The 23,403-nt window shown below is 37.0% G+C and carries 28 protein-coding genes; 10 read left to right on the top strand and 18 right to left on the bottom strand.

Annotation, left to right across the window (positions count from 1 at the left end):
* Nucleotides 1-50 precede the first annotated feature (50 nt).
* Complete coding sequence (locus tag AC6EIW_RS10215) at nucleotides 51-296, top strand: NifU family protein (RefSeq protein WP_498462270.1); 246 nt, start codon at nucleotides 51-53, stop codon at nucleotides 294-296.
* 29 nt (nucleotides 297-325) lie between these two features.
* On the opposite strand, the gene AC6EIW_RS10210 is transcribed toward AC6EIW_RS10215, so the two are convergent.
* The 5 genes from AC6EIW_RS10210 to AC6EIW_RS10190 form a co-directional block, all read right to left on the bottom strand.
* On the bottom strand, nucleotides 326-613 hold the full coding sequence (locus AC6EIW_RS10210; RefSeq protein ID WP_498520500.1) for a hypothetical protein: 288 nt from the start codon (nucleotides 611-613) through the stop codon (nucleotides 326-328).
* Between the two features lie 62 nt (nucleotides 614-675).
* Nucleotides 676-810 (bottom strand): hypothetical protein, encoded by a 135-nt coding sequence (locus AC6EIW_RS10205; RefSeq protein ID WP_498520499.1) that lies wholly within the window; start codon nucleotides 808-810, stop codon nucleotides 676-678.
* Nucleotides 811-822: 12 nt separating this feature from the next.
* Complete coding sequence (locus AC6EIW_RS10200; RefSeq protein WP_498520498.1) at nucleotides 823-1,491, bottom strand: hydantoin utilization protein A; 669 nt, start codon at nucleotides 1,489-1,491, stop codon at nucleotides 823-825.
* 166 nt (nucleotides 1,492-1,657) lie between these two features.
* A complete protein-coding gene (psbN, locus tag AC6EIW_RS10195; protein ID WP_225866589.1) occupies nucleotides 1,658-1,894 on the bottom strand; it encodes a photosystem II reaction center protein PsbN in 237 nt (78 codons plus the stop codon).
* Nucleotides 1,895-2,314: 420 nt separating this feature from the next.
* A complete protein-coding gene (locus tag AC6EIW_RS10190) occupies nucleotides 2,315-2,449 on the bottom strand; it encodes a hypothetical protein (protein WP_498520497.1) in 135 nt (44 codons plus the stop codon).
* Nucleotides 2,450-2,629: 180 nt separating this feature from the next.
* On the opposite strand from AC6EIW_RS10190, the gene AC6EIW_RS10185 reads away from it, so the two are divergent.
* The gene (locus AC6EIW_RS10185; protein WP_498520496.1) at nucleotides 2,630-3,832 is read left to right on the top strand and encodes an aminotransferase class V-fold PLP-dependent enzyme; all 1,203 of its coding nucleotides are present in this window, start codon (nucleotides 2,630-2,632) and stop codon (nucleotides 3,830-3,832) included.
* Here AC6EIW_RS10185 and AC6EIW_RS10180 read toward each other — a convergent pair whose 3' ends face one another.
* The 3 genes from AC6EIW_RS10180 to yidD all read right to left on the bottom strand — a co-directional run bounded on the left by AC6EIW_RS10180 (nucleotide 3,833) and on the right by yidD (nucleotide 6,126).
* A complete protein-coding gene (locus tag AC6EIW_RS10180) occupies nucleotides 3,833-5,362 on the bottom strand; it encodes a UDP-N-acetylmuramoyl-L-alanyl-D-glutamate--2,6-diaminopimelate ligase (protein WP_498520495.1) in 1,530 nt (509 codons plus the stop codon). It abuts the gene before it with no gap.
* Between the two features lie 216 nt (nucleotides 5,363-5,578).
* Nucleotides 5,579-5,890, bottom strand: a complete 312-nt coding sequence (locus AC6EIW_RS10175; RefSeq protein WP_498520494.1) for a glutaredoxin family protein — start codon at nucleotides 5,888-5,890, stop codon at nucleotides 5,579-5,581.
* Nucleotides 5,887-6,126 carry a membrane protein insertion efficiency factor YidD gene (yidD, locus tag AC6EIW_RS10170; RefSeq protein WP_498520493.1) on the bottom strand — a complete coding sequence of 80 codons (240 nt, stop codon included), beginning with the start codon at nucleotides 6,124-6,126 and terminating at the stop codon, nucleotides 5,887-5,889. The genes AC6EIW_RS10175 and yidD overlap by 4 nt, the downstream gene beginning before the upstream one ends.
* A gap of 91 nt (nucleotides 6,127-6,217) precedes the next feature.
* Between yidD and rpsD the strand changes: the two genes are divergently transcribed.
* The 4 genes from rpsD (at nucleotide 6,218) to cysK (ending at nucleotide 10,639) form a co-directional block, all read left to right on the top strand.
* The gene (gene rpsD, locus AC6EIW_RS10165) at nucleotides 6,218-6,826 is read left to right on the top strand and encodes a 30S ribosomal protein S4 (RefSeq protein ID WP_498520492.1); all 609 of its coding nucleotides are present in this window, start codon (nucleotides 6,218-6,220) and stop codon (nucleotides 6,824-6,826) included.
* A 103-nt stretch (nucleotides 6,827-6,929) separates the two neighbouring features.
* Nucleotides 6,930-8,102: a trans-sulfuration enzyme family protein gene (locus AC6EIW_RS10160; protein WP_498520491.1), complete on the top strand. Its 1,173-nt coding sequence runs from the start codon at nucleotides 6,930-6,932 to the stop codon at nucleotides 8,100-8,102.
* A complete protein-coding gene (locus AC6EIW_RS10155) occupies nucleotides 8,099-9,565 on the top strand; it encodes a PLP-dependent transferase (RefSeq protein ID WP_498520490.1) in 1,467 nt (488 codons plus the stop codon). Before AC6EIW_RS10160 ends, AC6EIW_RS10155 begins: the two co-directional genes overlap by 4 nt.
* Nucleotides 9,566-9,652: 87 nt before the next feature.
* Nucleotides 9,653-10,639 (top strand): cysteine synthase A, encoded by a 987-nt coding sequence (gene cysK, locus AC6EIW_RS10150; protein ID WP_498520489.1) that lies wholly within the window; start codon nucleotides 9,653-9,655, stop codon nucleotides 10,637-10,639.
* Nucleotides 10,640-10,648: 9 nt separating this feature from the next.
* On the opposite strand, the gene queA is transcribed toward cysK, so the two are convergent.
* The 5 genes from queA to lipB form a co-directional block, all read right to left on the bottom strand.
* Nucleotides 10,649-11,746, bottom strand: a complete 1,098-nt coding sequence (gene queA / locus AC6EIW_RS10145) for a tRNA preQ1(34) S-adenosylmethionine ribosyltransferase-isomerase QueA (RefSeq protein ID WP_498520488.1) — start codon at nucleotides 11,744-11,746, stop codon at nucleotides 10,649-10,651.
* A gap of 53 nt (nucleotides 11,747-11,799) precedes the next feature.
* Nucleotides 11,800-13,170, bottom strand: a complete 1,371-nt coding sequence (locus AC6EIW_RS10140; RefSeq protein WP_498520487.1) for a dihydrolipoamide acetyltransferase family protein — start codon at nucleotides 13,168-13,170, stop codon at nucleotides 11,800-11,802.
* A gap of 190 nt (nucleotides 13,171-13,360) precedes the next feature.
* Complete coding sequence (locus tag AC6EIW_RS10135; RefSeq protein WP_011294371.1) at nucleotides 13,361-13,795, bottom strand: YlqD family protein; 435 nt, start codon at nucleotides 13,793-13,795, stop codon at nucleotides 13,361-13,363.
* Nucleotides 13,796-13,875: 80 nt separating this feature from the next.
* Nucleotides 13,876-15,849: an AMP-binding protein gene (locus tag AC6EIW_RS10130; protein WP_498520486.1), complete on the bottom strand. Its 1,974-nt coding sequence runs from the start codon at nucleotides 15,847-15,849 to the stop codon at nucleotides 13,876-13,878.
* Nucleotides 15,850-15,898: 49 nt separating this feature from the next.
* Entirely contained in the window at nucleotides 15,899-16,618 is a 720-nt protein-coding gene (gene lipB / locus AC6EIW_RS10125) for a lipoyl(octanoyl) transferase LipB (RefSeq protein WP_498520485.1), read from the bottom strand.
* On the opposite strand from lipB, the gene hpf reads away from it, so the two are divergent.
* The 4 genes from hpf to AC6EIW_RS10105 all read left to right on the top strand — a co-directional run bounded on the left by hpf (nucleotide 16,601) and on the right by AC6EIW_RS10105 (nucleotide 20,065).
* Nucleotides 16,601-17,185: a ribosome hibernation-promoting factor, HPF/YfiA family gene (gene hpf / locus AC6EIW_RS10120; RefSeq protein ID WP_498520484.1), complete on the top strand. Its 585-nt coding sequence runs from the start codon at nucleotides 16,601-16,603 to the stop codon at nucleotides 17,183-17,185. The genes lipB and hpf overlap by 18 nt on opposite strands.
* A 14-nt stretch (nucleotides 17,186-17,199) precedes the next feature.
* The gene (gene deoC, locus AC6EIW_RS10115) at nucleotides 17,200-17,883 is read left to right on the top strand and encodes a deoxyribose-phosphate aldolase (protein WP_498520483.1); all 684 of its coding nucleotides are present in this window, start codon (nucleotides 17,200-17,202) and stop codon (nucleotides 17,881-17,883) included.
* Nucleotides 17,883-18,683 (top strand): DNA repair protein RecO, encoded by an 801-nt coding sequence (gene recO / locus AC6EIW_RS10110; protein ID WP_498520482.1) that lies wholly within the window; start codon nucleotides 17,883-17,885, stop codon nucleotides 18,681-18,683. Before deoC ends, recO begins: the two co-directional genes overlap by 1 nt.
* A gap of 107 nt (nucleotides 18,684-18,790) precedes the next feature.
* The gene (locus AC6EIW_RS10105; protein ID WP_498520481.1) at nucleotides 18,791-20,065 is read left to right on the top strand and encodes a glycosyltransferase family 4 protein; all 1,275 of its coding nucleotides are present in this window, start codon (nucleotides 18,791-18,793) and stop codon (nucleotides 20,063-20,065) included.
* Here the strand turns inward: AC6EIW_RS10105 and proC are convergent.
* From proC to AC6EIW_RS10080, 5 genes are all read right to left on the bottom strand, one after another.
* Complete coding sequence (gene proC, locus AC6EIW_RS10100) at nucleotides 19,956-20,798, bottom strand: pyrroline-5-carboxylate reductase (protein ID WP_498520480.1); 843 nt, start codon at nucleotides 20,796-20,798, stop codon at nucleotides 19,956-19,958. The two genes, AC6EIW_RS10105 and proC, sit on opposite strands and share 110 nt — an antisense overlap.
* 13 nt (nucleotides 20,799-20,811) lie before the next feature.
* Complete coding sequence (locus AC6EIW_RS10095) at nucleotides 20,812-21,387, bottom strand: cell division protein SepF (RefSeq protein WP_498520479.1); 576 nt, start codon at nucleotides 21,385-21,387, stop codon at nucleotides 20,812-20,814.
* A 155-nt stretch (nucleotides 21,388-21,542) separates the two neighbouring features.
* Entirely contained in the window at nucleotides 21,543-22,187 is a 645-nt protein-coding gene (locus AC6EIW_RS10090; RefSeq protein ID WP_498520478.1) for a YggS family pyridoxal phosphate-dependent enzyme, read from the bottom strand.
* A gap of 14 nt (nucleotides 22,188-22,201) precedes the next feature.
* On the bottom strand, nucleotides 22,202-22,468 hold the full coding sequence (locus AC6EIW_RS10085) for a PipX family protein (RefSeq protein WP_498520477.1): 267 nt from the start codon (nucleotides 22,466-22,468) through the stop codon (nucleotides 22,202-22,204).
* Between the two features lie 17 nt (nucleotides 22,469-22,485).
* On the bottom strand, nucleotides 22,486-23,400 hold the full coding sequence (locus AC6EIW_RS10080; RefSeq protein ID WP_498520476.1) for a CbiQ family ECF transporter T component: 915 nt from the start codon (nucleotides 23,398-23,400) through the stop codon (nucleotides 22,486-22,488).
* Between the last annotated feature and the right edge of the window lie 3 nt (nucleotides 23,401-23,403).

Raw genomic sequence — 23,403 nt, 5'->3', positions numbered from 1 at the left:
ACTATCCTGCAATTAACTAAGCTAAGCAAAATCAAATTAAGGAAGTTGAAATGACCGACGAAACTCTTGCACTAACCACAGAAAACGTTGAAAAGGTTCTTGATGAATTAAGACCTTTTCTTATGGCTGATGGAGGTAATGTAGAGATAGCTGAAATAGATGGGCCAATAGTCAAAGTTAGACTTCAAGGGGCTTGTGGAAGTTGTCCCAGTAGCACGATGACCCTAAAAATGGGTATTGAAAGAAAACTCAGGGAAATGATTCCAGAAGTTAGCGAGGTAATACAAGTTTTATAAGTTTACTTAATAAAAAATCTTTAGTTTTTTTAATTTAGAGATTTTAATTCCCTTTCAATTGCAGACTTATAGTTAAGACAATCCAAAGGGAGACCGTTATAAATTAGATAGCCGATTGGTGCTATTAAACCAACTGTAAAAATGAGATTAGAGATTTCTAAACCTATTTTTCCAAGCAAAAAAGTTATCGCATATAGACCCAAGAGATAAGAATGAAAAATCAGGAAATCCTTTGTATTTTGAACAGGCCATCTAAAGATAGAGCCTAAGAAAAACAAAACACCTTTCATCACTCTTTTTAATAGTTGAATGATCATACATAATTTTTAATCATTTTCACCAATAAGTATGTATCTAAAGATGAAAAATGATGTATCAATTAATTTGTGAATTTTGATTGGTTTTTAGAATATTCTTCCTTGAGTTTTTTCATTCTTCTTGCCCATATCAAGGTCGCAATAACAACCCATAAGAAGAAGCCACCCAGAGCAATAAGGCTAGCTGTGTAATTCATGAAAAAAGACTTTTAAAAAGTCAGAATCGAAGTCTTTTGAAGCCAAAATATTCCCGTCACTATTGATAGTGCTCCTATTGATCTCATCAAGAAAGGATAAAACATTTTATTCGCTTTACTAGTAGCAAAAGATATACCCAAAACAACGCATCCCATTGCAAAAACTGATCCAAGTAAATATGAAAATAGATAAGCAACAGCTCCAAGCAAAGGTAGAGCCAATGCGGGAATAACCGCCACCAAATGACTAGCCCCAGCGAAGCCGTGCAAAACACCTAAACCCGTTGCGGCATGAGTATGACTTCCCCGAAACTTATTTCCAGGAGAATGGAAATGAAAATGTTTATGAGTTTTTTGTTCTCCATGCATATGCTGATGCATATGAATGTTTGCTTTTAAGGAAGTCCTAATAGCTAGAAACCCCACAATTAAAAGGCTTATACCAACAAGAAACTCTGCATATGAAGACATTAATTCAATATCTATTAAATCCTTAGCCAAAATCCCAAGTATTGAGAGGATTAAAACCCCCGCAGAGTGTCCGACCCCCCATGCCAGACCATCAATTAATGCCACTTTGGGTTTTCGAATAGATGACGGAGCCATTGCGACCATATGATCAGCACCACTAACTACATGCACAGCTCCAGCTGCAAATCCAGTTATTACACTTATTAACATGAGTATGGATGAATTAAAAATTCTTTGATTAAGTAGATATCTCCCTCGTACAAAATTTTTAATTTAGCAAAATTATAACTTCAATATTACATCCCAGGACTTTGTTATTTGAGAGTAAATTTAAATAAGTGAATATTTATCAAAATAGAAAAGTTGTATCTTAAATTTAGGAAATTTGATCTTTTTGAAGTTTTCCTGACATCTCATAGGCTTCTGAACTTCCACCATGTCCATGAGCAATTCCAAGTTCATGCATTTTTGCGTGCTCATCAATGGTATCTCGAAGCTCTTTTGAGCCTGAACCGAATGTTGAATATACGCCATATGCTACTGAGCCAGCAAGTAGAACAACTATCCCCCCTATAAGCATTAATAAGGTTGGATCAGTAGTTGAAGTTTCCATTCGTAATCATTATTTTCTGAATTCTACTGTACGAGTTCCGACATCGAGAGCCACAAACGGAAACTATCTCAATTGTCCTATTATTGTATTTAGTTAGATAAATATAATAATAAACATTATAAAAGCCAATATCTAATAGTAAAAAATCTAGTTTTTGTCTTTCTAACGATCTTATTATTTAAGACTACATTAAAGAGTGGAATTATAAGCTAAAAGGCCGAAAAAACCTAATATCAAAAGGATGCTAGCAATCCTGCTAAAAGTTATGGGGCCAAAATCGATTTTCATATTGAGACTCAAGTTGTTTTAATCTTAATATGAAAAACTATAAAAAGCGAGACACTTTTCATAGAAAGAAATTTTAAAGTTCAACAGAAATATCATTTTCACTATTTGCCAGATCCAAGCAAAAGCTAATCACTATTCGCTTTTTTGATTGTTCACTTCTAAATGGTGCTCATGAGCATCAATCTCTTTCTCACTTTTTTTTATTTGCCCATCAAACATAATCACCCATTCTTGAGCTTTGATTTTTTTTTCTTTTTTGATATTCATAAACTAATTAAAAAACAAAGAACCATCATACTTGAATAACATATTTTTTGATTTAAATTACTCCACAATGTCCTTTAGGAAGTTAGCCATTAAGGTTAACATCGCTAGATAACATAATCAAATTGGTAAGTTAGCAAAAAAAAAGTATTCTTAATTACCACAACTTAAAGAAAAAAAAATATGGCACCAGTATTGTTCAGAGATAATATGCCCGCTTTGCAAAATAAAGACTACTTCAATTATGGAGGTCAAGGCCCACTCCCAACTCAATCATTAAGTGCCATAACTTCGAGTTGGCAAACAATTCAAAATTTAGGTCCATTCACAAATAATGTTTGGCCATACATTACGAAAGAGGTCATAACCACAAAAAATCTTATAGCAGAGATGTGCGCTATAAATCCCAAGAGAATTGCATTTACTGAAAATGTCACCTCTGGATGCATCTTACCTCTACTAGGACTGCCATTTATTGATGGGGATAACTTGTTGCTTAGCGATTGCGAACACCCGGGGATAGTCGCGGCATGCAAAGAACTAGCTCGAAAAAAAAATCTAACAATCACAATACTACCCGTATCAAAACTATGCAATGGTAACGACAAGAAAGATGAGACGTATAAAAGAGTAGTTGGATTAATAGATGAACATCTGCAAAAGAATACAAAGCTCGTCGTTCTCTCACATCTTCTTTGGAATACAGGACAAATCATGCCAATTGAACTTATTTCCAAAAGACTTAAAGAACATTCAAGTAAACCTTATTTATTAGTTGATGCTGCTCAAAGTTTTTGTCACATACCAATAAAAGGTGCTTGTGACAATGCCGACATCTATGCATTTACAGGACATAAATGGGCTTACGGGCCTGAGGGGCTTGGAGCTGTTGCTCTTTCAAAGAGAGTTTTAGAAGAGTCAAGTCCAACATTAATAGGTTGGAAAAGCTTAACAACTGAAGAAGGAATATATGTCGATAATAAAACTCCTTTTCATTCTGATGGTAGACGTTTTGAGATAGCAACTTCTTGTGTACCTCTTTTGGCAGGTCTGAGGAGCTCTCTAATAATGCTAAGGGATGAAGGTAATGAGACGGAACGCTTTTGTAAAATTAAAAGTCTCAGCGCTATCCTGTGGGAAAAACTAAACCAAATCAAAAAAATTAAACTTGTTTTAAATAGTCCTCCACCTTCAGGAATTATAAGTTTTACAATTAATGGAAATGATTCTCCTGAAGAGGTTGTCAATTATCTTGGTCAAGAGAATTTATGGATAAGAGTTCTCGAAGATCCTAAATGGCTTCGTGCTTGCGTTCATGTGACAACAGATCTACAAGAGATCGATAACCTAGTCTTTGGCTTAAAGAATTTCATCTCTACTAAATAATCAATATGAATTGTTTTTTAAAGATAATGCTTTTCTAGCTTGTTCACGATCGTCAAAATGAATTGTCTGATCTTTTAGAATTTGATAGTCTTCATGACCTTTCCCTGCGATTAAAACAATATCGTTTTTCTTGGCTTTTTCTATGGCTAATTGAATTGCTATGGCTCTATCTGGCTCAACAGAAATTTCAGAATCAACAGTTATACCTTTTTCAATATCTTTAATGATTTCGATTGGGTCTTCTTGCCGAGGATTATCAGATGTCACAACTATATGATCTGCAAGCTTAGAAGCAACTTCCCCCATCTCAGATCTTTTACCTTTATCTCTATTACCACCACAACCAAAAACACAGATTAATTTTTTTTTCGTCAATGATCTCGATGCGATTAAAGCATTTTGCAATCCATCCGGCGTATGTGCATAATCCACTATCACTAGTGGATAGCCTTCTTTGACTTTAAATCCATCCATATTTATCAGCTCCATTCTCCCTGGTACTCCAGGGAACTTCTTCAAAGCTGCCAAAAGTTCATTTAAAGGGAATCCCCTTTGAACTAGGACTCCTACTGCTTGAAGAATATTCATTAAATTAAAATCACCAACAAGTGGTGAAAAGAATTTCTCTACCCCATAGGGCGTATGCAATTTCCCTTCACATCCATCTTGCATAATTTGAAGATTACTTATATATAAATCTGGCTTCTCTCTGGTTTGAGAATTCTCCTTTAATGAACATGTCCAACATTTTTTATTTAACTCTTTTGCTAATAATGCTCCCCATTTATCGTCAATATTAACTACGGATCTAGGGCAATCGTCTTCTATTAAATGTGATCGAAACAAACTAGCTTTAGCCTCAAAATAAGATTTCATTGAATCGTGATAATCTAGATGGTCCCTTGAAAGATTTGTAAATATTGCTCCACTAAAATCACAACCAGCAACTCTATTCTGAGACAAAGCATGTGAACTTACCTCCATTACTGCATATTGAACCCCTGCCTGAACAGCCTTACTAAGTTGAGCCTGCAAAGGGACCGCAAAAGTAGTTGTGTATTTTGAAGTTTCCTCATGGTTAGGCCATCGATTAATTAACGTTCCAAACAAGGCGGATGGATAGCCAAGAGAAGCAGTCAAAAACTCAATTAAAAATGATGTAGTCGTTTTACCGTTAGTACCAGTAACGCCTATTAAACAAATCTCACTAGATGGTTTACCCCAAAAATCTGCAGCCAATTTTCCCATAAACAGTGATACAGGATCCGGGATAATAACTACTGGGTCTTCATTAGTTGGTGGATTCAAAATAGATGCTTTTCTACTGATAATGGCTGCACAAGCACCTCTCTCAATAGCTTTTGCCCAATAAATCCCTCCATCAACTTTTTCACCTTTTAAACCTAAAAACAAATCACCTTTTTTGATTGCCCTAGAATCAAATGAAAGATTTTTTATTTCTGGATTCGCTAAGCCTGAAGGGACTTGAAAATCAATTGCCTTCAATAAAGTGTGCAAATAACGCGACAAAACAAACCTCTGATGATGAAAAATCAATGAAGGATCAGTTCAAGTATAAAAAGATCTACATAAATTTCACAACAAAATAAATCTACTTATGATTCAGTAATTAAAAATAAATTCAATCTTTTTTATAAAATAACTTTATCTATAAAAACAATAAATTATGTTTATCTCTTGGAAATTAACAAAGTAGTTTAATAAAAATAGGAGTTGATTATTTCCTTAAGCTGTTTGGTAAAAAATATTCAAATTCTTTTGTATCCAAGATAAAAGCATTTCTTCCTTTAAACGGGGAGAAACCCTAGGTAATTCAATCTTTTTCGATAGACTAGCTGAGTCAAGAACAATTACTGGAACTTCGTTTGTATACTTAATTTGAATATCTGAAGACACTTTTTCACAATCTATATCAATAATGGAAAGCACTACAGAAGGTTTTAAATTTTCTAAAGATATATTAGACAATTTTTCTTCAAGTGTTTGACACAAGCAGCACCCTTTACGTGTATATAGAATTAATACCTCTGAGTTCATTTGTCTGGAACCGGGTCACACCCACAAGGAGTAAAAGGATGACATTTGCTTAACCTTTTTAAAGTCAGCCATCCACCTCTCCAAGGACCATGCTTGTTAACAGCTTCTATCCCATAAGCACTGCAACTAGGGATAAATCGACAACTGGGTCCAAACAATGGTGAAATCCACTTTTGATAAAAGGAAATTAAACCAACAAAAACAACTGCTATTGTTTTATTGATCTTTGTGAGCATCTTTATATAGAATAAAAGACTGGAGAATAAGGTGCCAATGGATTTACTTCCAGGTTACCCTTTCCAGCAAACGTTTCCAAATTAAACCCCTATGTCTAGATACCGCGGACCTCGCTTGAGGATCACGCGACGCTTGGGAGACCTACCTGGTCTCACCCGGAAGGCCGCAAAAAGGTCTCATCCCCCAGGTCAGCACGGCCAAGCCCGTCGCAAGCGCTCTGAATACGCGATCCGACTCGAAGAAAAGCAAAAACTTCGATTCAACTATGGTATTTCCGAACGCCAGCTTGTTCGTTATGTAAAAAAAGCTCGTGCTCAGGAAGGTTCCACAGGAACAAATCTCTTGAAGCTTCTGGAAAATAGACTTGATAATGTTTGTTTTAGAATTGGATTTGGACCTACCATCCCAGGTGCAAGACAACTAGTAAACCATGGACATGTAACTGTTAATGGCAAGATCACTGACATTGCAAGTTACCAATGCAAGGCTGGAGATGTCATTGCTATTCGAGATAACAAAGCTAGTAAGCAATTGGCTCAAGCTAACTTAGAATTTCCAGGTCTTGCTAATGTTCCTCCACACCTTGAACTAGATAAAACAAAACTCTCGGCAAAGATATCTGCAAAAACGGATAGGGAATGGGTTGCTATTGAAATTAATGAATTGTTAGTTGTTGAGTATTACTCAAGAAAGGTATAGGGCTATACATAGCTTCTTTCTCATTAAATTTAATTATAGAGCCCCTTTTTTTAGGGGCTTTTTCATGTTTTTCTATAGCCTATAGAAAAACAACTCAAAGGATATGGGATCAGTAAAAAAAAGAGGCAAGGAGTTCAGCACTGGAGTAAACACAAAAGTCATTCATCACAAAGAAAATTTTTCTGGAGAGACAGGATCAATAATGCCTCCGATCTTCCCAACCTCAACGTTCGCACATGGCAATCAAGGTGGTTTTGACTACACCCGTTCAGGAAATCCAAATTTTCGAATTCTTGAATCAGTTTTGTCTGATCTGGAAGAATGTCAGTTCGCGAGTGTATTTAGTTCTGGAGTCGCTGCAATTACAGCAATAGTTTCCTCTCTTAAGGCTGGAGACTTAATACTTTGTGAGGAGAACCTTTATGGGTGCACGGTGAGATTATTTGAACAAGTTTTTAATCGCTTTGGATTAAAAACTCAATGGATAGACTTTACGAAATCCAATTTTCAAGAAGTCATTTCAAATCACAAACCCGCGATGATTTGGATCGAAAGTCCGACTAACCCACTCCTTAAAATCATTAATATTGAAGAAATTTGTCAGTTCTCAAATAAACTGCAAATTCCTGTTGTTGTAGACAACACTTTTGCAACTCCTCTATTACAAAGGCCTCTTAAGCTTGGAGCGACCTTGTCTCTGACTAGCACGACCAAGTATATCAATGGTCACTCAGATGCACTTGGGGGTGCGGTATGCACCGAGAGTAAAGTATGGAGAGACAAGCTAAATTTCGCCCAAAAAGCTCTTGGCTTAAATCCTTCTCCTTTTGATTGCTGGCTTATTACTAGAGGGATCAAAACTCTTCCACTCCGCTTAGAAAAACAAATCAATAATGCATCTAAAATAGCTAATCAATTAGCCAATAATCCAGCAGTAAAGTTAGTTAGATATCCCTTTAGAAGTGATCATCCACAACGTGAATTAGCACAAAGGCAAATGGCTTTGGGAGGAGCAGTTGTTACTGCCACTTTGAAAGCATCTCAAGCCCAAACTTATACATTTTGCAAAAATCTTCGTTATTTCAAAATGGCAGAGAGTCTCGGAGGAATTGAAAGCCTTGTTTGCCACCCTGCGACAATGACCCACGCTTCAGTTCCCCAAGAAACAAAATTAAAGATTGGTATTACTGATTCACTTATTCGATTTTCCGTAGGATGTGAAGATATTGAGGATCTAAGTGCTGATTTAAATCAAGCATTAGGGAACATCTCTTGACTGAACGAAATTTACTTAATGACCCTTGCTGGAGTGCCAAAGACTTAGGGGAGCCTCTTCCTAGTCGGCCACATGCTGTATCTGTTGCCTTACCAAGATGGGAAGATGTCATCGCCTACGAAGAAAAGGTTCCAGCCTGCATAAATTCATTAAAAGCAATCTACCCTAGATTCGGATTTAATCCTTTTGTTGCTGAGCTAGCAAGGAAATCACTTTTATTTCATAATGAATCTCATCAAAGTAGCTGGCCTTATCCCAATAGCGCCTCTGCTTTAAGTGCACAAAAATATTGTCTTCTGAAAGATTCTGATTGTTTTTCAAAAATAAAAGATTTTCTTGGTATTTCCTGTCTAATTGTTGACCAAAGAAGTGATCTTGCTGCAAAAGCCTTCTGGCAACACACTGGTCTTGGGCTGTCGTCACGTGAAGCGGCAATTGCCCTTGGGAAAGAAAAAAAACCCTCCATTTCTGAAGGTCATTACGCACGAGAAGAGATTCTTAAGCGATTAGCAAATATATATAATTGTGATAAAAGTCTAATACGACTACATCGTTCAGGCATGGCTGCCTTAACGACTATTCTTTCAGCAATAAATTGTATTAAAGGAACTTCTTCGACGCTTCAAATAGGCTTTCCATATGTTGATGTACTTAAACTGCCTCAGATCATTTTCCAAGGAAGCGATCTCATCGTAAAAACAAAATTAAGCCATATAAAAGAAGAGCTAGTTAAAAAAAATCCAGCTGCATTAATCATAGAGATCCCTAGCAACCCATTATTACAATGCGTTGATCTCATATCTATTTCTAAATTAGCTCAAGATAAAAATATACCAATCATCGTTGACGATACAATCGGTTCATCTCTAAATGTTCATCTAACTCCTTATGCAGATGTTGTTTTTAGTTCACTTACAAAAAGCTTCGCTGGAAGAGGAGATATTCTTGCTGGCAGTACTGTCGTAAGTCCTTACTCCAAATGGAAAAAAGAATTAGCTGAGATAATTCCTGAAGTTGCGTTATCCACTCTATCTGATTCAGATGCTATCGAGTTAGAAAAAACCAGTCGAGACGTAAAGGATCGCTTACAAAGATTAAATATATCTTGCTTAAAGCTCAAAGAAAAATTAGAAACAAAAAAAGAAATTTCAAAGGTCTTACATCCTCAATATTGCAAAAATTTCAATTCACTATTAAAGAAAGGAGGTGGTTATGGATGTCTATTATCATTTGAACTTAAAGGAGGGATTGAAGAATCAAAAAGAGTTTATGATTCATTAAGAGTAAACAAAGGACCAAGTTTAGGTACAAATTTTACATTGGTTTGTCCCTATGTTCAGTTAGCTCACTATAAAGAATTGAAATGGGCTGAAAGTTATGGGGTCTCGGAACACTTATTAAGAGTGTCAGTAGGGCTAGAAAATGAAGATGAATTATGGTCAAGATTTAATTCAGTAATATAAAAAAATCACTAACAAAGATTGTCTAAATAACCAATTAGCGAATTTTTTATATAGATTTAGAGTATTAGTTAATTAAGTCATTTAAAAATGTCAAGAATCTATGAAGACAATAGTTTTGCTATTGGTCATACACCATTAGTCAAACTTAATTCGATCACAAAAAATGCAAAAGCGACAATACTTGCAAAAATAGAAGGCCGTAACCCTGCCTACAGCGTCAAATGCAGAATTGGAGCAAATATGATCTGGGATGCTGAAAAGAAAGGTTTGCTCAACAAAGATAAAGTCATTATTGAACCCACATCTGGAAATACTGGTATAGCCCTTGCTTATACAGCTGCTGCGCGAGGTTACAAGTTAATTCTCACGATGCCTGAATCCATGTCAATTGAACGTCGCAGGATGATGGCTGTTCTTGGAGCTGAATTAATACTTACTGAAGCAGCAAAAGGAATGCCTGGCGCCATCGCGAAAGCGAAAGAAATAGCAGATGGCGACCCTCAAAAATACTTCATGCCAGGACAATTTGATAATCCAGCTAATCCAGAAATACATTTCAAAACAACAGGTCCTGAAATTTGGGATGATACCGATGGTCAAATTGATGTTTTGGTCTCTGGCGTCGGGACCGGTGGCACAATAACAGGTGTTTCTCGTTACATAAAACAAGAAAAAAATCATTCATTATTATCTGTTGCCGTAGAGCCCACTCATAGCCCAGTAATAACACAAACTCTTAATGGAGAAGAAGTAAAACCAGGACCTCACAAAATTCAAGGCATTGGGGCTGGTTTTATTCCTAAAAATCTTGACTTATCCGTAGTCGATCAAGTTGAGCAAGTCTCCAATGATGAGTCTATTGCAATGGCATTACGTTTAGCACAAGAAGAAGGTCTACTAGTTGGTATATCATGTGGTGCTGCTGCGGCTGTAGCTTGCAGGCTGGCCGAAAGAGAAGAGTTCTCAGGAAAGACAATCGTTGTAGTTCTACCTGACCTTGCCGAAAGATATATCTCATCCGTAATGTTTGAGAATGTTCCTACAGGCGTTATTAAAGAACCATCATTAGCTTGACTTTTGAGTTTATATAACCGACTCCGGTGTTATCAACATCGCGTCTCCATAAGAGAAAAATCGATATTTGTTATGAACAGCATGCTTATAAAGTTTCAACATACGTTTTCGACCAATTAAAGCGCTAACTAAAAGTAATAGAGAACTTTTAGGTAGGTGGAAATTAGTGAGCAATCCATCAATGACGGAAAATTTAAATCCTGGTTTAATTACCAAATCCACTTTACCCTCATACGGCTTCAAAGTTCCTCTTCCTGAAAGGTAAGCAGCCTCGAGGGCTCTCACACTTGTAGTGCCAACAGCAAAGACTTTCCCCCCATCCTTCTGACAATTAGTTATCGCTTTGATGGTCTCTTCAGTAACCTCTATCCACTCACTATGTAAATGCAACTGAGATAGATCTTCTTTCTCTAATGGTCTAAAAGTTCCTAAGCCGACATGCAAAGTAATTTGAGCAATTTTAATACCTCTTGTTTTTAAATTTTCTATAAGTTCATCACTTAGATGTAATCCCGCTGTGGGAGCAGCTATGGCTCCTGGTTTCGAAGCAAATCTAGTCTGATAGCTTTCCTCATGACAACTAGATTTGTCCTTATCTATATATGGAGGCAATGGGATTTCTCCACATAATTCAAGTAAATTTTCCATTTCCGTCCAACTAGTAAACTCATTTGAAAATTGAATAATCCTTCCGCCTGTTCTCTCATCCTTATCAATAACTTTCAAAATTAAAGAATTATCTGGTGACGTATCCAACCACAATTGATCACCTCCTCTCATACGCCTAGCAGGACGACCAAGACAAAGCCATCGTCCATCACCCCTCGGTTCCATTAGCAATAATTCACCTGCCCCTCCTCCTGACAATCGAATTTTCAATCTTGCTTTAACAACTCGCGTATTATTAACAACTAAAAGATCGGCAGGCTTCAAGATATCCTTTATGTCCCATACCTTTGCATGTACAAGGTTTAAAGAATCATCGAGGCCATCTTTAACAATCATCAATTTGGCATCATGCCTACTCTTAGTAGGTGATTGAGCAATTAAGTCATTTGGTAGATCATAGTTATATGAGCTTAAAAGATTATCTTTTTGATCTAACACATCAAATCAAATTAAAGTAAGAAAAAATAACTTGTGGCTCAACTAATTAAATCTCAAGACGAGAGGCTATAAGGTTTCTTTTCGATTAAGTATGCCAAATCCTTCAGGAATAATGCTCCATCAGCTCCATAGATCACTCTATGATCAGCGGTGAGATTTACTTGCATCTGCTTTTTGATTGAAATTGAACCATCTTTAGAAGCAACAACTTTAGACAATGAAGCTCCTACCGCTAAAATTGCTCCAGTCCCTGGGGGCAGAATTGCATCAAAACGATCCACACCAAACATACCTAGATTCGAGAGTGTAAACGTTCCACTGCTATATTCTTGCGGTTCTAATTGCTTATTCCTCGCACGCTTAACAAGATCAGCCCATTGCAGGGATAAATCAGCAAGGCTCGTCTTATCAGCATTTTGCAGCACTGGAGTTATCAACCCTCCGTCCTCCATCGCAACTGCAACGGCTACATTTATTTGTGAAGGATAGGCAATCCCCTCAGAACTAAAAGCCGCATTCACCTGGGGGTGTCTAGCCAGCGTTAAGCCAACTGCTTTAGCAAGTAGAGCAGTCATAGTTACTCCATTCGGTTTAACTTGTTTATAAAGATCATCCAATTCATCAGTAAGAATTGAGTATCCGACTCTGAAACAAGGAGTATTCAAACTTTCCTCCATGTTCCGATTTACAGCTTGTTGAAGAGTATTGAATGCAATTGTTTCCCCTCTAGATCCAAAACTTTTCCCTGGTGCAGGTGGCTTACCAGAGTCAATAGATTTCTTTTCTATGCGAGGCACGTCAGAAACGATTTTCGCTGGAGCATTACTTTCTGCAATCCAAGGAACGCTTATGGGTTGCCCTTTTGCACTTTGAACATCCTCAGCTTGTATTCGTCCATGGGGTCCGGAGCCCCTAACAGTTGCCAAATCCACTCCCATTTGAGAGGCAAGTTTTTTGGCTCTTGGGGAAGCGACAATTCGACCATCATTTAAAAACTGATCCTGATTTACAGAGGATTCTGAAACAAGAGGTGCAGGAGATGCCTTTGTAACTACTGTCGCTTTAGGAGAGTCAACAGAGGCTTGTTTTTCTTGAACTTGAGGGGATGAACTCTCTTTTTCTTGACTAGCTGATTGAGTGGAAGGAGAAGGTGCATCTGCTTGAGCTGCAGCGATCTCATCAGCTGTCTCAACGATCAATCCAATTGTCTCTCCAACAGGTGCAGAGCTGCCTGCAGGCATCACAATCGAAGCAAGAAAGCCATCTTGGAAAGACTCAACATCCATATCAGCTTTATCTGACTCAACAACTAAAACTGACTCACCTCTTTCAACTTTATCTCCAGGTTTTTTTAGCCACTCAACTATTTTGCCCTCAGTCATAGTTGAACTTAAAGCAGGCATAAAGATGTCATGAGTGGCCATAATTTGTTCCTATTTCCTTTATGGAGAGTTTGTAGCAAGGCTTCAAAATTTTCTATCTAGAAGCTTTGCAAGTATCAATACATACCAATGTTAGTTCTACATGAGTGTCCTTACAACGATAGTTTTTTTTATGTGGATTTCTTCTTAATATCAAAAATTATTTTTGGATTAATTGTAGTTCGACCAAATTTCAATCTTGATCAATTGCCTCTACTACCCCATCTCTGACCAAAATACTCACACCCATTTTACTGACTAAGTTATCACCAACTTTTAAATCACAAAAGCTGTCAATTTGTCCTTGCTCGACGATTTGTTCCATCTCCAACTCACGAACTTGAGATTGCTGTGACAGAAGATTTCTTTTTTGTTCTTCAAATTCTGATCTCTTAGAAGCAACTTGGTTCTGCACTTGAGCGACTTGCTCTTGAACTCTTGGGTCAAGGGGATTAGCGCTCTGACGTCTAATACCATCAACAATTTGTTGTCCTTCTTTTTCTAATTCACCAAGTTGCTGATCTATTGCTGATATTGCATTACTTAATTCACGTTCAGCCTCCTCTTTCCATGAAGGTGTTACAACTGCTCTAACAGTTATTGAACGTTTTATAGAAATTGAGTCCACCTGATCAATAAATCATGATTCGACCCATAGAGTCTCAGTAAAACATAGTATTGGTCAATTTAATTGGCCAAACAAACAAATTACAAACCGTATATTTCATTTATAAGTTTCAAATCACGTTGGATAATTTTTTCACGTTTTTGCTTAAGAGTTTGCGTTAACAAGCCATTTTCTATTGTAAATGGCTCTACCAAGACAATTGAAAATAATCTCTCTTCTCTTCTAGATCCGAGACGATTTGCCAGTGCTTGATTCATTTCCAATTTTAGAAGTTGTCTTAATTCATAATTTTCAGAAGATATTCCAAGAACAACTTTTGAATTCACACTCCTTTCTGCCAGCCATTCTTTTACGTGATCAATTCTTGGAACAATCAAAGCAGCAAGATATTTTTGATCTTGACCCAATAGCAAAGCCTGCTCAATCAATGGACTAGCAATCAAACATTCCTCCAAAGGTCCAGGCTCAATATTTTCTCCACTACTTAGCACAATCGTATCTTTTGCTCTTCCAGTCAGGATTAAGGATCCATCAGCAAGCAACATCCCTAAATCTCCAGTATTAAACCAACCGGTAGCATCTAAAACCTTCTTCGATTCGGATGGTTTCCCTAGATAACCAGACATTATTTGAGGACCACGAGCAAGAACCAAACCTTTTTGACGCAGTTTTTTTATTTGGAATGTTTCAGGATCTACTATTTTTATCTCAGTCTCTGGCAATGGTTGACCTGCACCCCCACGTATATTTCTCCAAGGCCTTCTACATGTGAGGACTGGACTAGTTTCTGTTAAGCCATAACCAACTAATAATTCAACACCTAAAGCTTCAAAGAAAGAATCAATATGCGGAGCAATTGCACCTCCACCACTAATTGGGAATCTCAATTTTCCTCCACAAATCTTGGTAAGGATTTTTGGCCATAAATAAATAGATGAAATTCTATGAATGGGGTACCGTAAAATTATCTCTATACAAGAGATAATTTGTTCAAAACTAGAAACCCTATCAATAGTTAAAAAATAAAGTTTTCTTCGTGCCAATTTATATGCCTTACTATTAGAAATCGCACTTTTTATCAAGGTCTTTCTCAGTCTCGGCATTTTATCCACAGCATCCTCAAACCCTAACTTTATTGACTCCCAAAGCCTTGGAACTGTTGCCATTAATATTGGCTTAACCTTTGGCAAATCTTCCTTAAGATGCCTAATTGATGTATATGTTTGAGTACAACCACAAGAAAAAAAATAATATTCTGCACTACGTTCATATGAATGCCAAATTGGTAAGACACTTAATACAGGCGCGCCTGGAGAAGGGTTCGCTACGCAAGCAAGAGACCTAATTTGATGTAATAAATTAGAATGTGTTAGTGGAACTCCTTTAGGTTTACCAGTCGTTCCAGAAGTATATAAAATGGTTGCTATTTTTTTTGTTTGCCTATCAATTATTTTCTCCTGTTTGCTTACATTTTCTATATTCAATCCTTTCTTCAAAAAAGTCTCCCATTCAAAAACGCCTTCACAAGCTTTACCCTCAAGTTGAAGAACAAATTTCAAACTATTGATTTGATCATCATTAAGCGAAAGTCTTTCCCATACATCGGAATTTTGAACAATCAATCCAACCGCATTTGAGTCTTCAAGAATATATCTAAGTTCACTTGGTGGAGCAGTCGCACCTCTAACAGAGTCAGTTGCACCTATTCGCATAAGACCTTGATCGGCGATGAGCCATCTAGGACTATTTTCGGCAAAAAGAGCTACCACCTCATCAGGTTCTACTCCGATCTGAGAAAAAGCAGATGCTGCCATAGAAATATTGTCTGCAAGTTCTTCATATGTAAAGCTTTCTGGGTGGAAAGTATGTGGTGAATCAACCGCCAATACCTCCCCTATCTGAAGTTTTAATAGTTCCCAAATCTCGTCAACTTGAGTGATCTTATTAAGATGAGATCTTCTATTAATTGCTTGTTCCTCTTTCCTCTTAGGGATCCAAAAAGCCAAAGCATCATCAGATGAAAATATATTTTTTTGTGAGTTAGTTTTTGTCATTGCCAAAAAATAATTTGTTATTTTTTTAGTGATATTTAAAGAGGTTGATTTATTTTTCCCAGTTCAATTTAAAACGTCTTTTAACAGATTCCCTTAAAAGAGGCTTAACGTCACAGACTTTGATACCAGGAATCCAATCACTCAATTTCCCTACTTTCACTTTATCTAGTCCACAAGGAATTATCTTTTCAAAACCAATTAGATCACAATCTACATTTAGTGAAAATCCATGCTGAGTCACCCATCTCTTGCAACCAATTCCTATTGAACCAACCTTTTTATCTTCACACCAAACTCCTGTTAAGCCATCTAACCTCTTCCCCTCTATTCCCAACAAGTAAAGAACATCAATCAGCACTTGCTCCAATTCTCTCAAATACCAAGATAAGTCTTTTTTGTGAAGACTTAAATTCAGAACCAGATATCCAACAATCTGCCCAGGCATGTGATGAGTAACTTCACCTCCTCTCTCAATACTAAAAACTGGCAAAGGAGAATTATTTTCTTCGAACAACAAATTTTTTTTATCGCTACCTCTACCCATTGTGAAACAAGAAAAATGTTCAAGAAGCCATACTGCTTGGGATGAGAACGGTTCCTCAATAAGGTTTTTTTGAAAATTCTTCTGCCAACCTAAGGCAGTCTCAAATGGCACAATATTTTTGGGTTCAAAAAGAAAAGCGGAAGAAGATTGTGCAAGTTGAGGGGTTAGATCTAAGTTGCTATTAGGCCCTGACTCAGGCGAAACAGAATGAAGCTTCTTATCCATGGACGCAATCTTGAATTAACTCCATCACTTCGTGATTACACCAAAACAAAAATTGATAAAGCAACTCACAATTTCCAAGAAATGGTCCAAGAAGCTGATGTCCACCTCTCAGTCGCTCGAAATCCTCGCGTGCCACAACAGACAGCTGAGGTGACTGTCTTTGCAAACGGAACAGTAATAAGAGCCCAAGAAAGAAGTGAAAATCTTTATGCAAGCATCGACTTAGTAGCAAATAAACTTGCACGGCAATTACGTAAGTACAAAGAGCGACATAACAGTCACAATGTTCATAATAATCAGTCAACGAAATCAGTCCAAAACGAAGAAACTGAAAATTTTTCTTCCTCGGATCATTCGCTCATTGAAGGTAAAGAACCTCATTTACCTAGTCCAGGAGTGAGACGCAAATATTTTGCGATGAATCCTATGACTATTGATCAAGCAAGAGTCCAATTAGACTTGATTGATCATGACTTCTATTTATTTAGAGAGGAAGAAGGGTCTGCTTTGCGAGTTATATACAAGAGAAATCATGGAGGATATGGCGTAATCCAAGAAAAAATTTAGATAGTACTAGTCAAATGAGTATTCACAGCTTAGAAGAAGCTCATGCCAATATTGCAAATGTGATTTATCAAGCAGTCCTAAATCCTCATTTTGATAAAGAAACGATTGTTCAAGTTTGTGATGCATCTAAGCAAAATGGCTTTGCAGGTTTATGTACTAGTCTTTCCAATCTATCAATTGCACGTGAAAGGTTAGGCAACAAAAGTACTACAAAATTAATCTCAGTAATCGCCTTCCCTTTTGGTTTTATCCCAACTTCTAACAAACGAAAAGAAGCCGAGTATGCAATAGAGAAAGGAGCAGAAGAGCTAGATCTTGTTCCAAATTATTTTGCATTAAAAGAAGACAATATAGAACTATTTGCTGAGGAAATAAATCAAATAAGTGAACTTGGTATTCCCGTAAGAGTAATAATGGATGCAAATACAATCTTACACTTATCAAAACTTTCCTTGGCAATTGATGCATTAATTGATGCGGGCGCAATTGGAATTCAAATAGGTAATGGTTTTGGGCCATCTTTCTCAAAGGATCAAACTAATCATGTCTCCAAAATTGTTAAAAATCGCTGTTCAATTAAAACTGTCGGAGGTATTAAAACTTTTGATCAAGCAATAGAAATTATTGAAGCAGGGTCAACATATATTGGAACAAGTTTTGGTTTTGAAATCACTCAAGAACAAAAGAAAAAGGAATAATGAATTCAAATCAAAGAATAAAAGGTCTTTCTTTAAAAGTTGGTCCTCTAGGTGAAAATGACAGGCTATTAACGATACTTAGTGAAGAAAATGGGATATCACGTCTCGCAATACCAGGAGCAAGAAAACCAAAAAGTAGACTTGGAGCCACATCACCGTTTAATTTTTTAGATTTACATATAGTCGGGAAAAAAAATCTTAGGCGAGTTACACAAATAAAAATTATTAAGAGTTATGGGAATCTTGGAAAAAACATCGAAACACTTTCAGCCGCACAAGCAATTTCCGAGCTGATTATGATTTTAGTCGGGAATGAAGACCCGCAAAAAGATTTACTGAAACTGGTTTTAATCCATCTAGATAGACTAAATGAATTACATAAAACAGAATTTGAAACATTAGAAGCTTTAGCAATAAGTATTCAATCATGCATTCATTTATTGGCTCTAGGCGGATATTGCTTACCGCTTCAAAACTGTTGTTACTCAGGCTCTAAGCTAATACCCCCTATTGGAGAGTGGAGTTGGAAATGTAGCTTTATTCCTGCAGAGGGTTTTGCAATTGGAAGAATGCCTAATGCAAGCACTGAGCTTAATCCATCAGAACTTGCTTTACTTCAGAGACTACTACTAGAACAATTACCTTTTCACAGCAATGGAAAATTATTAGGTCCTAAAAATGTCTGGTTAAAACTACTAAAAATTGTTGAGACCTGGATTGAAACTCATTTACAAAAAAGAATTACATCTCTTCAAATGATGAGAGAGGTAATAATTTGCAATGATCTAAATACTAATTAGAACAACATATTAAAAAAAAATTATTATTTATGAATTATTTAACTATTACAATAGTTAAAGAAGAAATTTATTATAGCTGCTAATTTAAAATACCGATTTTTTTAGAGTTGACCCATATCGCCTGGCTAGGCAAAAAAACACCTTTTTGCGGGAACGTCTGTTACGGGCTTAGCACGACTGAAAAGCTTAGGGAGAGAGGATATCAAACAAGTTTTATTCACTTTGATAACCCAACAAGAGATGGGAATAATAAAACTTCCCTATTAGCCAATGATCCTGATGTAAGTCTTCCTTATTTAATTAAATCTCAGGTTTACACCATCCCTTCATTAAATGCTCAAAGAGAGCTTAGAGAATCCCTTTCAAGACTTAAACCTGATTTAGTTCATGCAAGCCTGACTCTTTCACCTTTGGATTTTCGACTACCTGAGCTTTGTCATCAGCTTAATTTACCCTTGATCGCAACTTTTCACCCTGCTTTCGATTCGAAACTAAGAAATCTGACTGCCAATACACAGCAACTTACCTACCAACTTTATGCACCATCATTAGCCAAGTATGACAGAGTAATTGTTTTTTCAGATTTGCAAGCAGAAGTACTTGCCAAACTAGGCGTTAAAGAAAGCAGACTCGAAGTAATCCCTAATGGAATTGACATAAAGAAATGGAACCCGCTGAAACAAAGTAATTCACAAAACGAGCTTCATCATGCAATAAAAAAGAAGCTTGGTTCTGAGAGAATATTTATCTATATGGGTAGAATAGCCTCTGAAAAAAATGTTGAAGCTTTACTACGAGCATGGAGATTCGTCCAGCCAAAAGGATGTCGACTAGTAATAGTAGGAGATGGGCCACTAAGGCCAACGCTCGAAAATCATTCAATCTTCAATAAAGAAGATAATGTTATTTGGTGGGGATATGAGGCCGATCAAAATAAAAGAGTTGCTCTTCTTCAAATCGCTGAGGTTTTTATACTCCCAAGTCTTGTAGAGGGATTATCTATCGCCTTGCTTGAAGCCATGGCAACTGGAACAGCATGCATCGCGACAGATGCTGGAGCAGATGGAGAAGTACTTGAAAATGGAGCAGGAATAATACTTAACACTGAGGGAGTTACCTCTCAATTAAGGACCCTTTTACCTGTATTACGTGATCAACCAGTACTTACACACGAATTAGGTAGACGTGCTCGTATGAGGGTAAAAGAAAGATATACACTTCAACAGAATATTGACTCACTTGAAACTCTATATGCAGACGTACTTAAGTCATCTAAATCGAAATCTCCTCAGCCAATTGACGACTCTTCTGAGCAGCTAAAACAACTGCTTCAATTAAGGCGGATCTCAAGCCCGCAAGTTCAAGGTGTCGAAGAGCGCTGATTGTAGTACCTGCTGGAGAGGCAACCATATCTTTAAGTTCAGCAGGATGCAAACTTTTTTCTCTTAATAGCGATGCAGTACCTGAAAGGGTTTTATGAGCTAATTGATTGGACAATTGTCGTGGTAATCCTGCTGCCACAGCACCATCGGCCATTGCTTCAAGCACTAAAGCTAAATATGCTGGTCCTGAGGAAGTTAAAGCCAAAAAGGAATCAAGCTTTTGCTCCTCTAACTCGTAAATTTCACTAATAGGTTCAAAAATCTTTCTAACGACTTCCTTCTGATACAAAGTTATACTATCTTCCCACGCCAAACCAGTAAGCCCTTGACTTACAAGACAAGGAGTGTTTGGCACTGCTCTTACACATGTGTGTAAGGGGAAAGCTTTCTTAAGAGTTTTCAATGTTATTCCAGCTAAAACGGAAATTAACAATGGTTTTGGGAAGTGAGCTTTCGATTGGAATGTTGAATCTGATTCTTTGATTTTGCTGAATTGTTGAGGTTTTACAGCCAAAATTTTCAAAGGAGCATTCCATATCTCTGTCGAGAAAGAATCTTCACTCGATACGACTTTTATTTCTTTTGGAAGATCATTCAACGCAGGTTCAATACTTGAGCTTTTACCAACAATTCCTAAAACATTTTCAGGTTTGTATTCACCTCTTTCCAAAAGAGGTGAGACAATAGCTTTAGCCATACTGCCAAGGCCAATTATCCCAATAGAAATTTCCAATCTATTTAATCACTCAAAGAGCTGTAGCTACTGTCTCCCCCCATGCAGGCTCTGGAGCAGGAGAGGTTTCCTTAGACATCAAGTCATGACCTTTATTAGTCATATTTGAAGGGGAAGCTTCCTCTTGGAATGAATTAGTAACTGTCACACAAGAAGGCGCAAAAAGGAAAATACTTTCTCCAACCCTTTCTTGATGTCCATCAATAGCAAATGTTCCACCTGCAACAAAATCAACCGCCCTTTGCGCCTGATCAGGCTCCATCATTGTGAGATTTAAAATAACTGTTTTACGCTCTCGCAAAGCTTGTATTACTCTCGGCATCTCATCAAAGCTACGAGGTTCCATCAAACTAACTTCAGAATCATTTGTTGAAATCCCAGGCATACCTATGACATTTGAAGAAGTATAACCACCCCTCCCATCAAAAGGATTGGGCTGAGAGATTGTTGCCATTTCTCCGTTTCCAACTTTGCTCCCTTTATTAAAATTCTCAAAGTCTTCACTTGTGTCGTAATCGAGCTCATCAAAATCACTATCTAAAAAGTCATCACCAGCGACGACAGCACGAAGACGGGAAATAAGCGACACCAGTTAATCCTCTCGGGATGATTTGTTAAAAGTTGGATAAGCCAACATCGGATACATCTTCAACGAAATGAAGGATGAACCATATACTTAAATAACGTTCCTTATCTAAAGGGGCAAGCTTTTTTATTAGTTTTTTCATATCTTCGACAATTTCTCTAAGTTCGACGTTTGCCAAACAAAAAAGATCCCAAACGAATCCAAGTAGCGCCAACCTCAATAGCCTCTTTCCAATCATTGCTCATGCCCATTGAGCAATCCTTTAACCCCAAATGATTTGCAAGGTTTTTACATTCATGAAATAAATCTTTTCTTTGATAGGAATCAAGAGCAATTGGTGGAATTGTCATTAGGCCGATCAAATTAACATTATTCAAAGCAATAATCTTAGACCAGTTGTTCAAGAGATCTTCCCTTGAAAATCCACCCTTTTGGGGATCATTCCTAAATTTTACTTGTAAAAATAAATTTGGAGTTTTTTGCTCTTCCAGCGAAATTCTAGAAATTCGTTCAAGCAACGACAAAGAGTCAACAGAATGAATGAAGTCGAATTCTTTAATAACTCCTCTGACTTTATTTTTCTGCAATGTACCGACAAAATGCCATCGGAGTTGCTTCAGATCATTCAGTTCGTTTTTTTTGGGGAGAGCTTCTTGTAAACGACTTTCTCCAAAATCCAGCTGACCATAATCAGAAAGTTTACGAATGGATTCTTGATCATGCCCCTTGCTCACTGCAAGTAAACTAACCCCTGAGGGTAGTGAATTTATTATCGACGTAAATTCATGAGAATCAATCACCATCAAATCGACCAAATTTACATAAAAGTTTGATTAAATAATTCCTTCCAAACGTCAATGTCTGATGATTTTTCTCTCTTACATTTAGACAAATGCATTTCTGAATAATGCCGAGCATCCATATATGGAATAACCTCAAAAGTTGCTCCTCTCGGTTGCAAAGTAACTAAAAAAAATATTTTTTGCGCATATAAAGTTGCATAAACATCTCTACCATTATTTGCTGGTGAAACCAAATATAACATTCCAAAAGTTGGGTGATTCAGATAGCGTTCAGCGTTCAAATTTTAATTCTTTTTCATTAAGATGTACCATACATACAACGTAAGACAATAGCTATCAAAAGCACAAAAATCGAATTTAAATTAACCCACAAATATCTAGGATTAACAACAATATTAGGACGTAATTGCTTGGATGACAGCCAAAGCCCCTCTCTTGACATTAGAGAATCAGCTCCCTGTTCTGCTCTGAGCAAAATATTTGACAAAAGTCGTTCGCCTAAAGTTACAAGCAAATCTAATGAACTTTTTAATCCCAATTTTCTAAATTCAATTGCCCTTACACCGACGGAACGAAAGAGGTTTTGGAGCTCCTCTTGAACTAAGGGTAAAAATCGCAAAGCCAAAAGAAGTTGAAATGACAATTTTTCCATAGGGACTCCTAACGAAGCCAAAGGAGAAAAAAACCACTTGATTGCCCATACAAGATCTTCAGGAGGTGTTGTGATTAACATCAAATTCACACTATGAATAACAGTAAAAATTAAAGTCGAAGTTTTAATGCCTAATTCTGCAGAGCGACGATCAACGATTAATGGCCCTAATGAAATACCCCCAAAGTTAAATGGCCCCAGCTTAAAAATCTCCCATGATCGAGTCATAACAATTGCTCCTGGTATTTCATCAGGTGCTCTTATGGTCAATTCACTTGATGCTTCACTCGCGGGTAAAACAATCGATAAGAATCCGATAATTAAAGAGAAAAGCAATAGAAATACCAGAGACCTCCACCAAATGCGAGGAGGTAGCCAACTAATAAACGTAATAAATAAAAGAAACAAAGCAATTGAAATTCTCCAGATGGAATTAGCTAAAAAAGGAGATAACAAAAACACTAAGATCCAGGAAAGTTTGATTCGAGGATCTATACCACGAAGCCAGCTAGATTTGCCAGAGACATATTGACCAATTGGAATCTTTTTTAGCCAATCCATAAA

This window comes from Prochlorococcus sp. MIT2308 (assembly GCF_059772345.1).
The sequence above is the reverse complement of the archived record's forward strand: the minus strand, read 5'-3'. Positions and strand labels throughout refer to the sequence as shown.

Coding starts and splice junctions, on each gene's coding strand:
- cysK (WP_498520489.1), top strand. CDS start 9,653: ATGTCAAGAATCTATGAAGACAATAGTTTTGCTATTGGTCATACACCA.
- deoC (WP_498520483.1), top strand. CDS start 17,200: ATGAGTATTCACAGCTTAGAAGAAGCTCATGCCAATATTGCAAATGTG.
- AC6EIW_RS10175 (WP_498520494.1), bottom strand. CDS start 5,890: ATGAACTCAGAGGTATTAATTCTATATACACGTAAAGGGTGCTGCTTG.
- rpsD (WP_498520492.1), top strand. CDS start 6,218: ATGTCTAGATACCGCGGACCTCGCTTGAGGATCACGCGACGCTTGGGA.
- AC6EIW_RS10200 (WP_498520498.1), bottom strand. CDS start 1,491: ATGTTAATAAGTGTAATAACTGGATTTGCAGCTGGAGCTGTGCATGTA.
- AC6EIW_RS10205 (WP_498520499.1), bottom strand. CDS start 810: ATGAATTACACAGCTAGCCTTATTGCTCTGGGTGGCTTCTTCTTATGG.
- AC6EIW_RS10190 (WP_498520497.1), bottom strand. CDS start 2,449: ATGAATATCAAAAAAGAAAAAAAAATCAAAGCTCAAGAATGGGTGATT.
- lipB (WP_498520485.1), bottom strand. CDS start 16,618: ATGGATAAGAAGCTTCATTCTGTTTCGCCTGAGTCAGGGCCTAATAGC.
- AC6EIW_RS10185 (WP_498520496.1), top strand. CDS start 2,630: ATGGCACCAGTATTGTTCAGAGATAATATGCCCGCTTTGCAAAATAAA.
- AC6EIW_RS10160 (WP_498520491.1), top strand. CDS start 6,930: ATGGGATCAGTAAAAAAAAGAGGCAAGGAGTTCAGCACTGGAGTAAAC.
- AC6EIW_RS10140 (WP_498520487.1), bottom strand. CDS start 13,170: ATGGCCACTCATGACATCTTTATGCCTGCTTTAAGTTCAACTATGACT.
- yidD (WP_498520493.1), bottom strand. CDS start 6,126: ATGCTCACAAAGATCAATAAAACAATAGCAGTTGTTTTTGTTGGTTTA.
- psbN (WP_225866589.1), bottom strand. CDS start 1,894: ATGGAAACTTCAACTACTGATCCAACCTTATTAATGCTTATAGGGGGG.
- AC6EIW_RS10080 (WP_498520476.1), bottom strand. CDS start 23,400: ATGGATTGGCTAAAAAAGATTCCAATTGGTCAATATGTCTCTGGCAAA.
- AC6EIW_RS10130 (WP_498520486.1), bottom strand. CDS start 15,849: ATGACAAAAACTAACTCACAAAAAAATATATTTTCATCTGATGATGCT.
- AC6EIW_RS10210 (WP_498520500.1), bottom strand. CDS start 613: ATGATCATTCAACTATTAAAAAGAGTGATGAAAGGTGTTTTGTTTTTC.
- hpf (WP_498520484.1), top strand. CDS start 16,601: ATGAAGCTTCTTATCCATGGACGCAATCTTGAATTAACTCCATCACTT.
- AC6EIW_RS10090 (WP_498520478.1), bottom strand. CDS start 22,187: ATGGTGATTGATTCTCATGAATTTACGTCGATAATAAATTCACTACCC.
- AC6EIW_RS10215 (WP_498462270.1), top strand. CDS start 51: ATGACCGACGAAACTCTTGCACTAACCACAGAAAACGTTGAAAAGGTT.
- recO (WP_498520482.1), top strand. CDS start 17,883: ATGAATTCAAATCAAAGAATAAAAGGTCTTTCTTTAAAAGTTGGTCCT.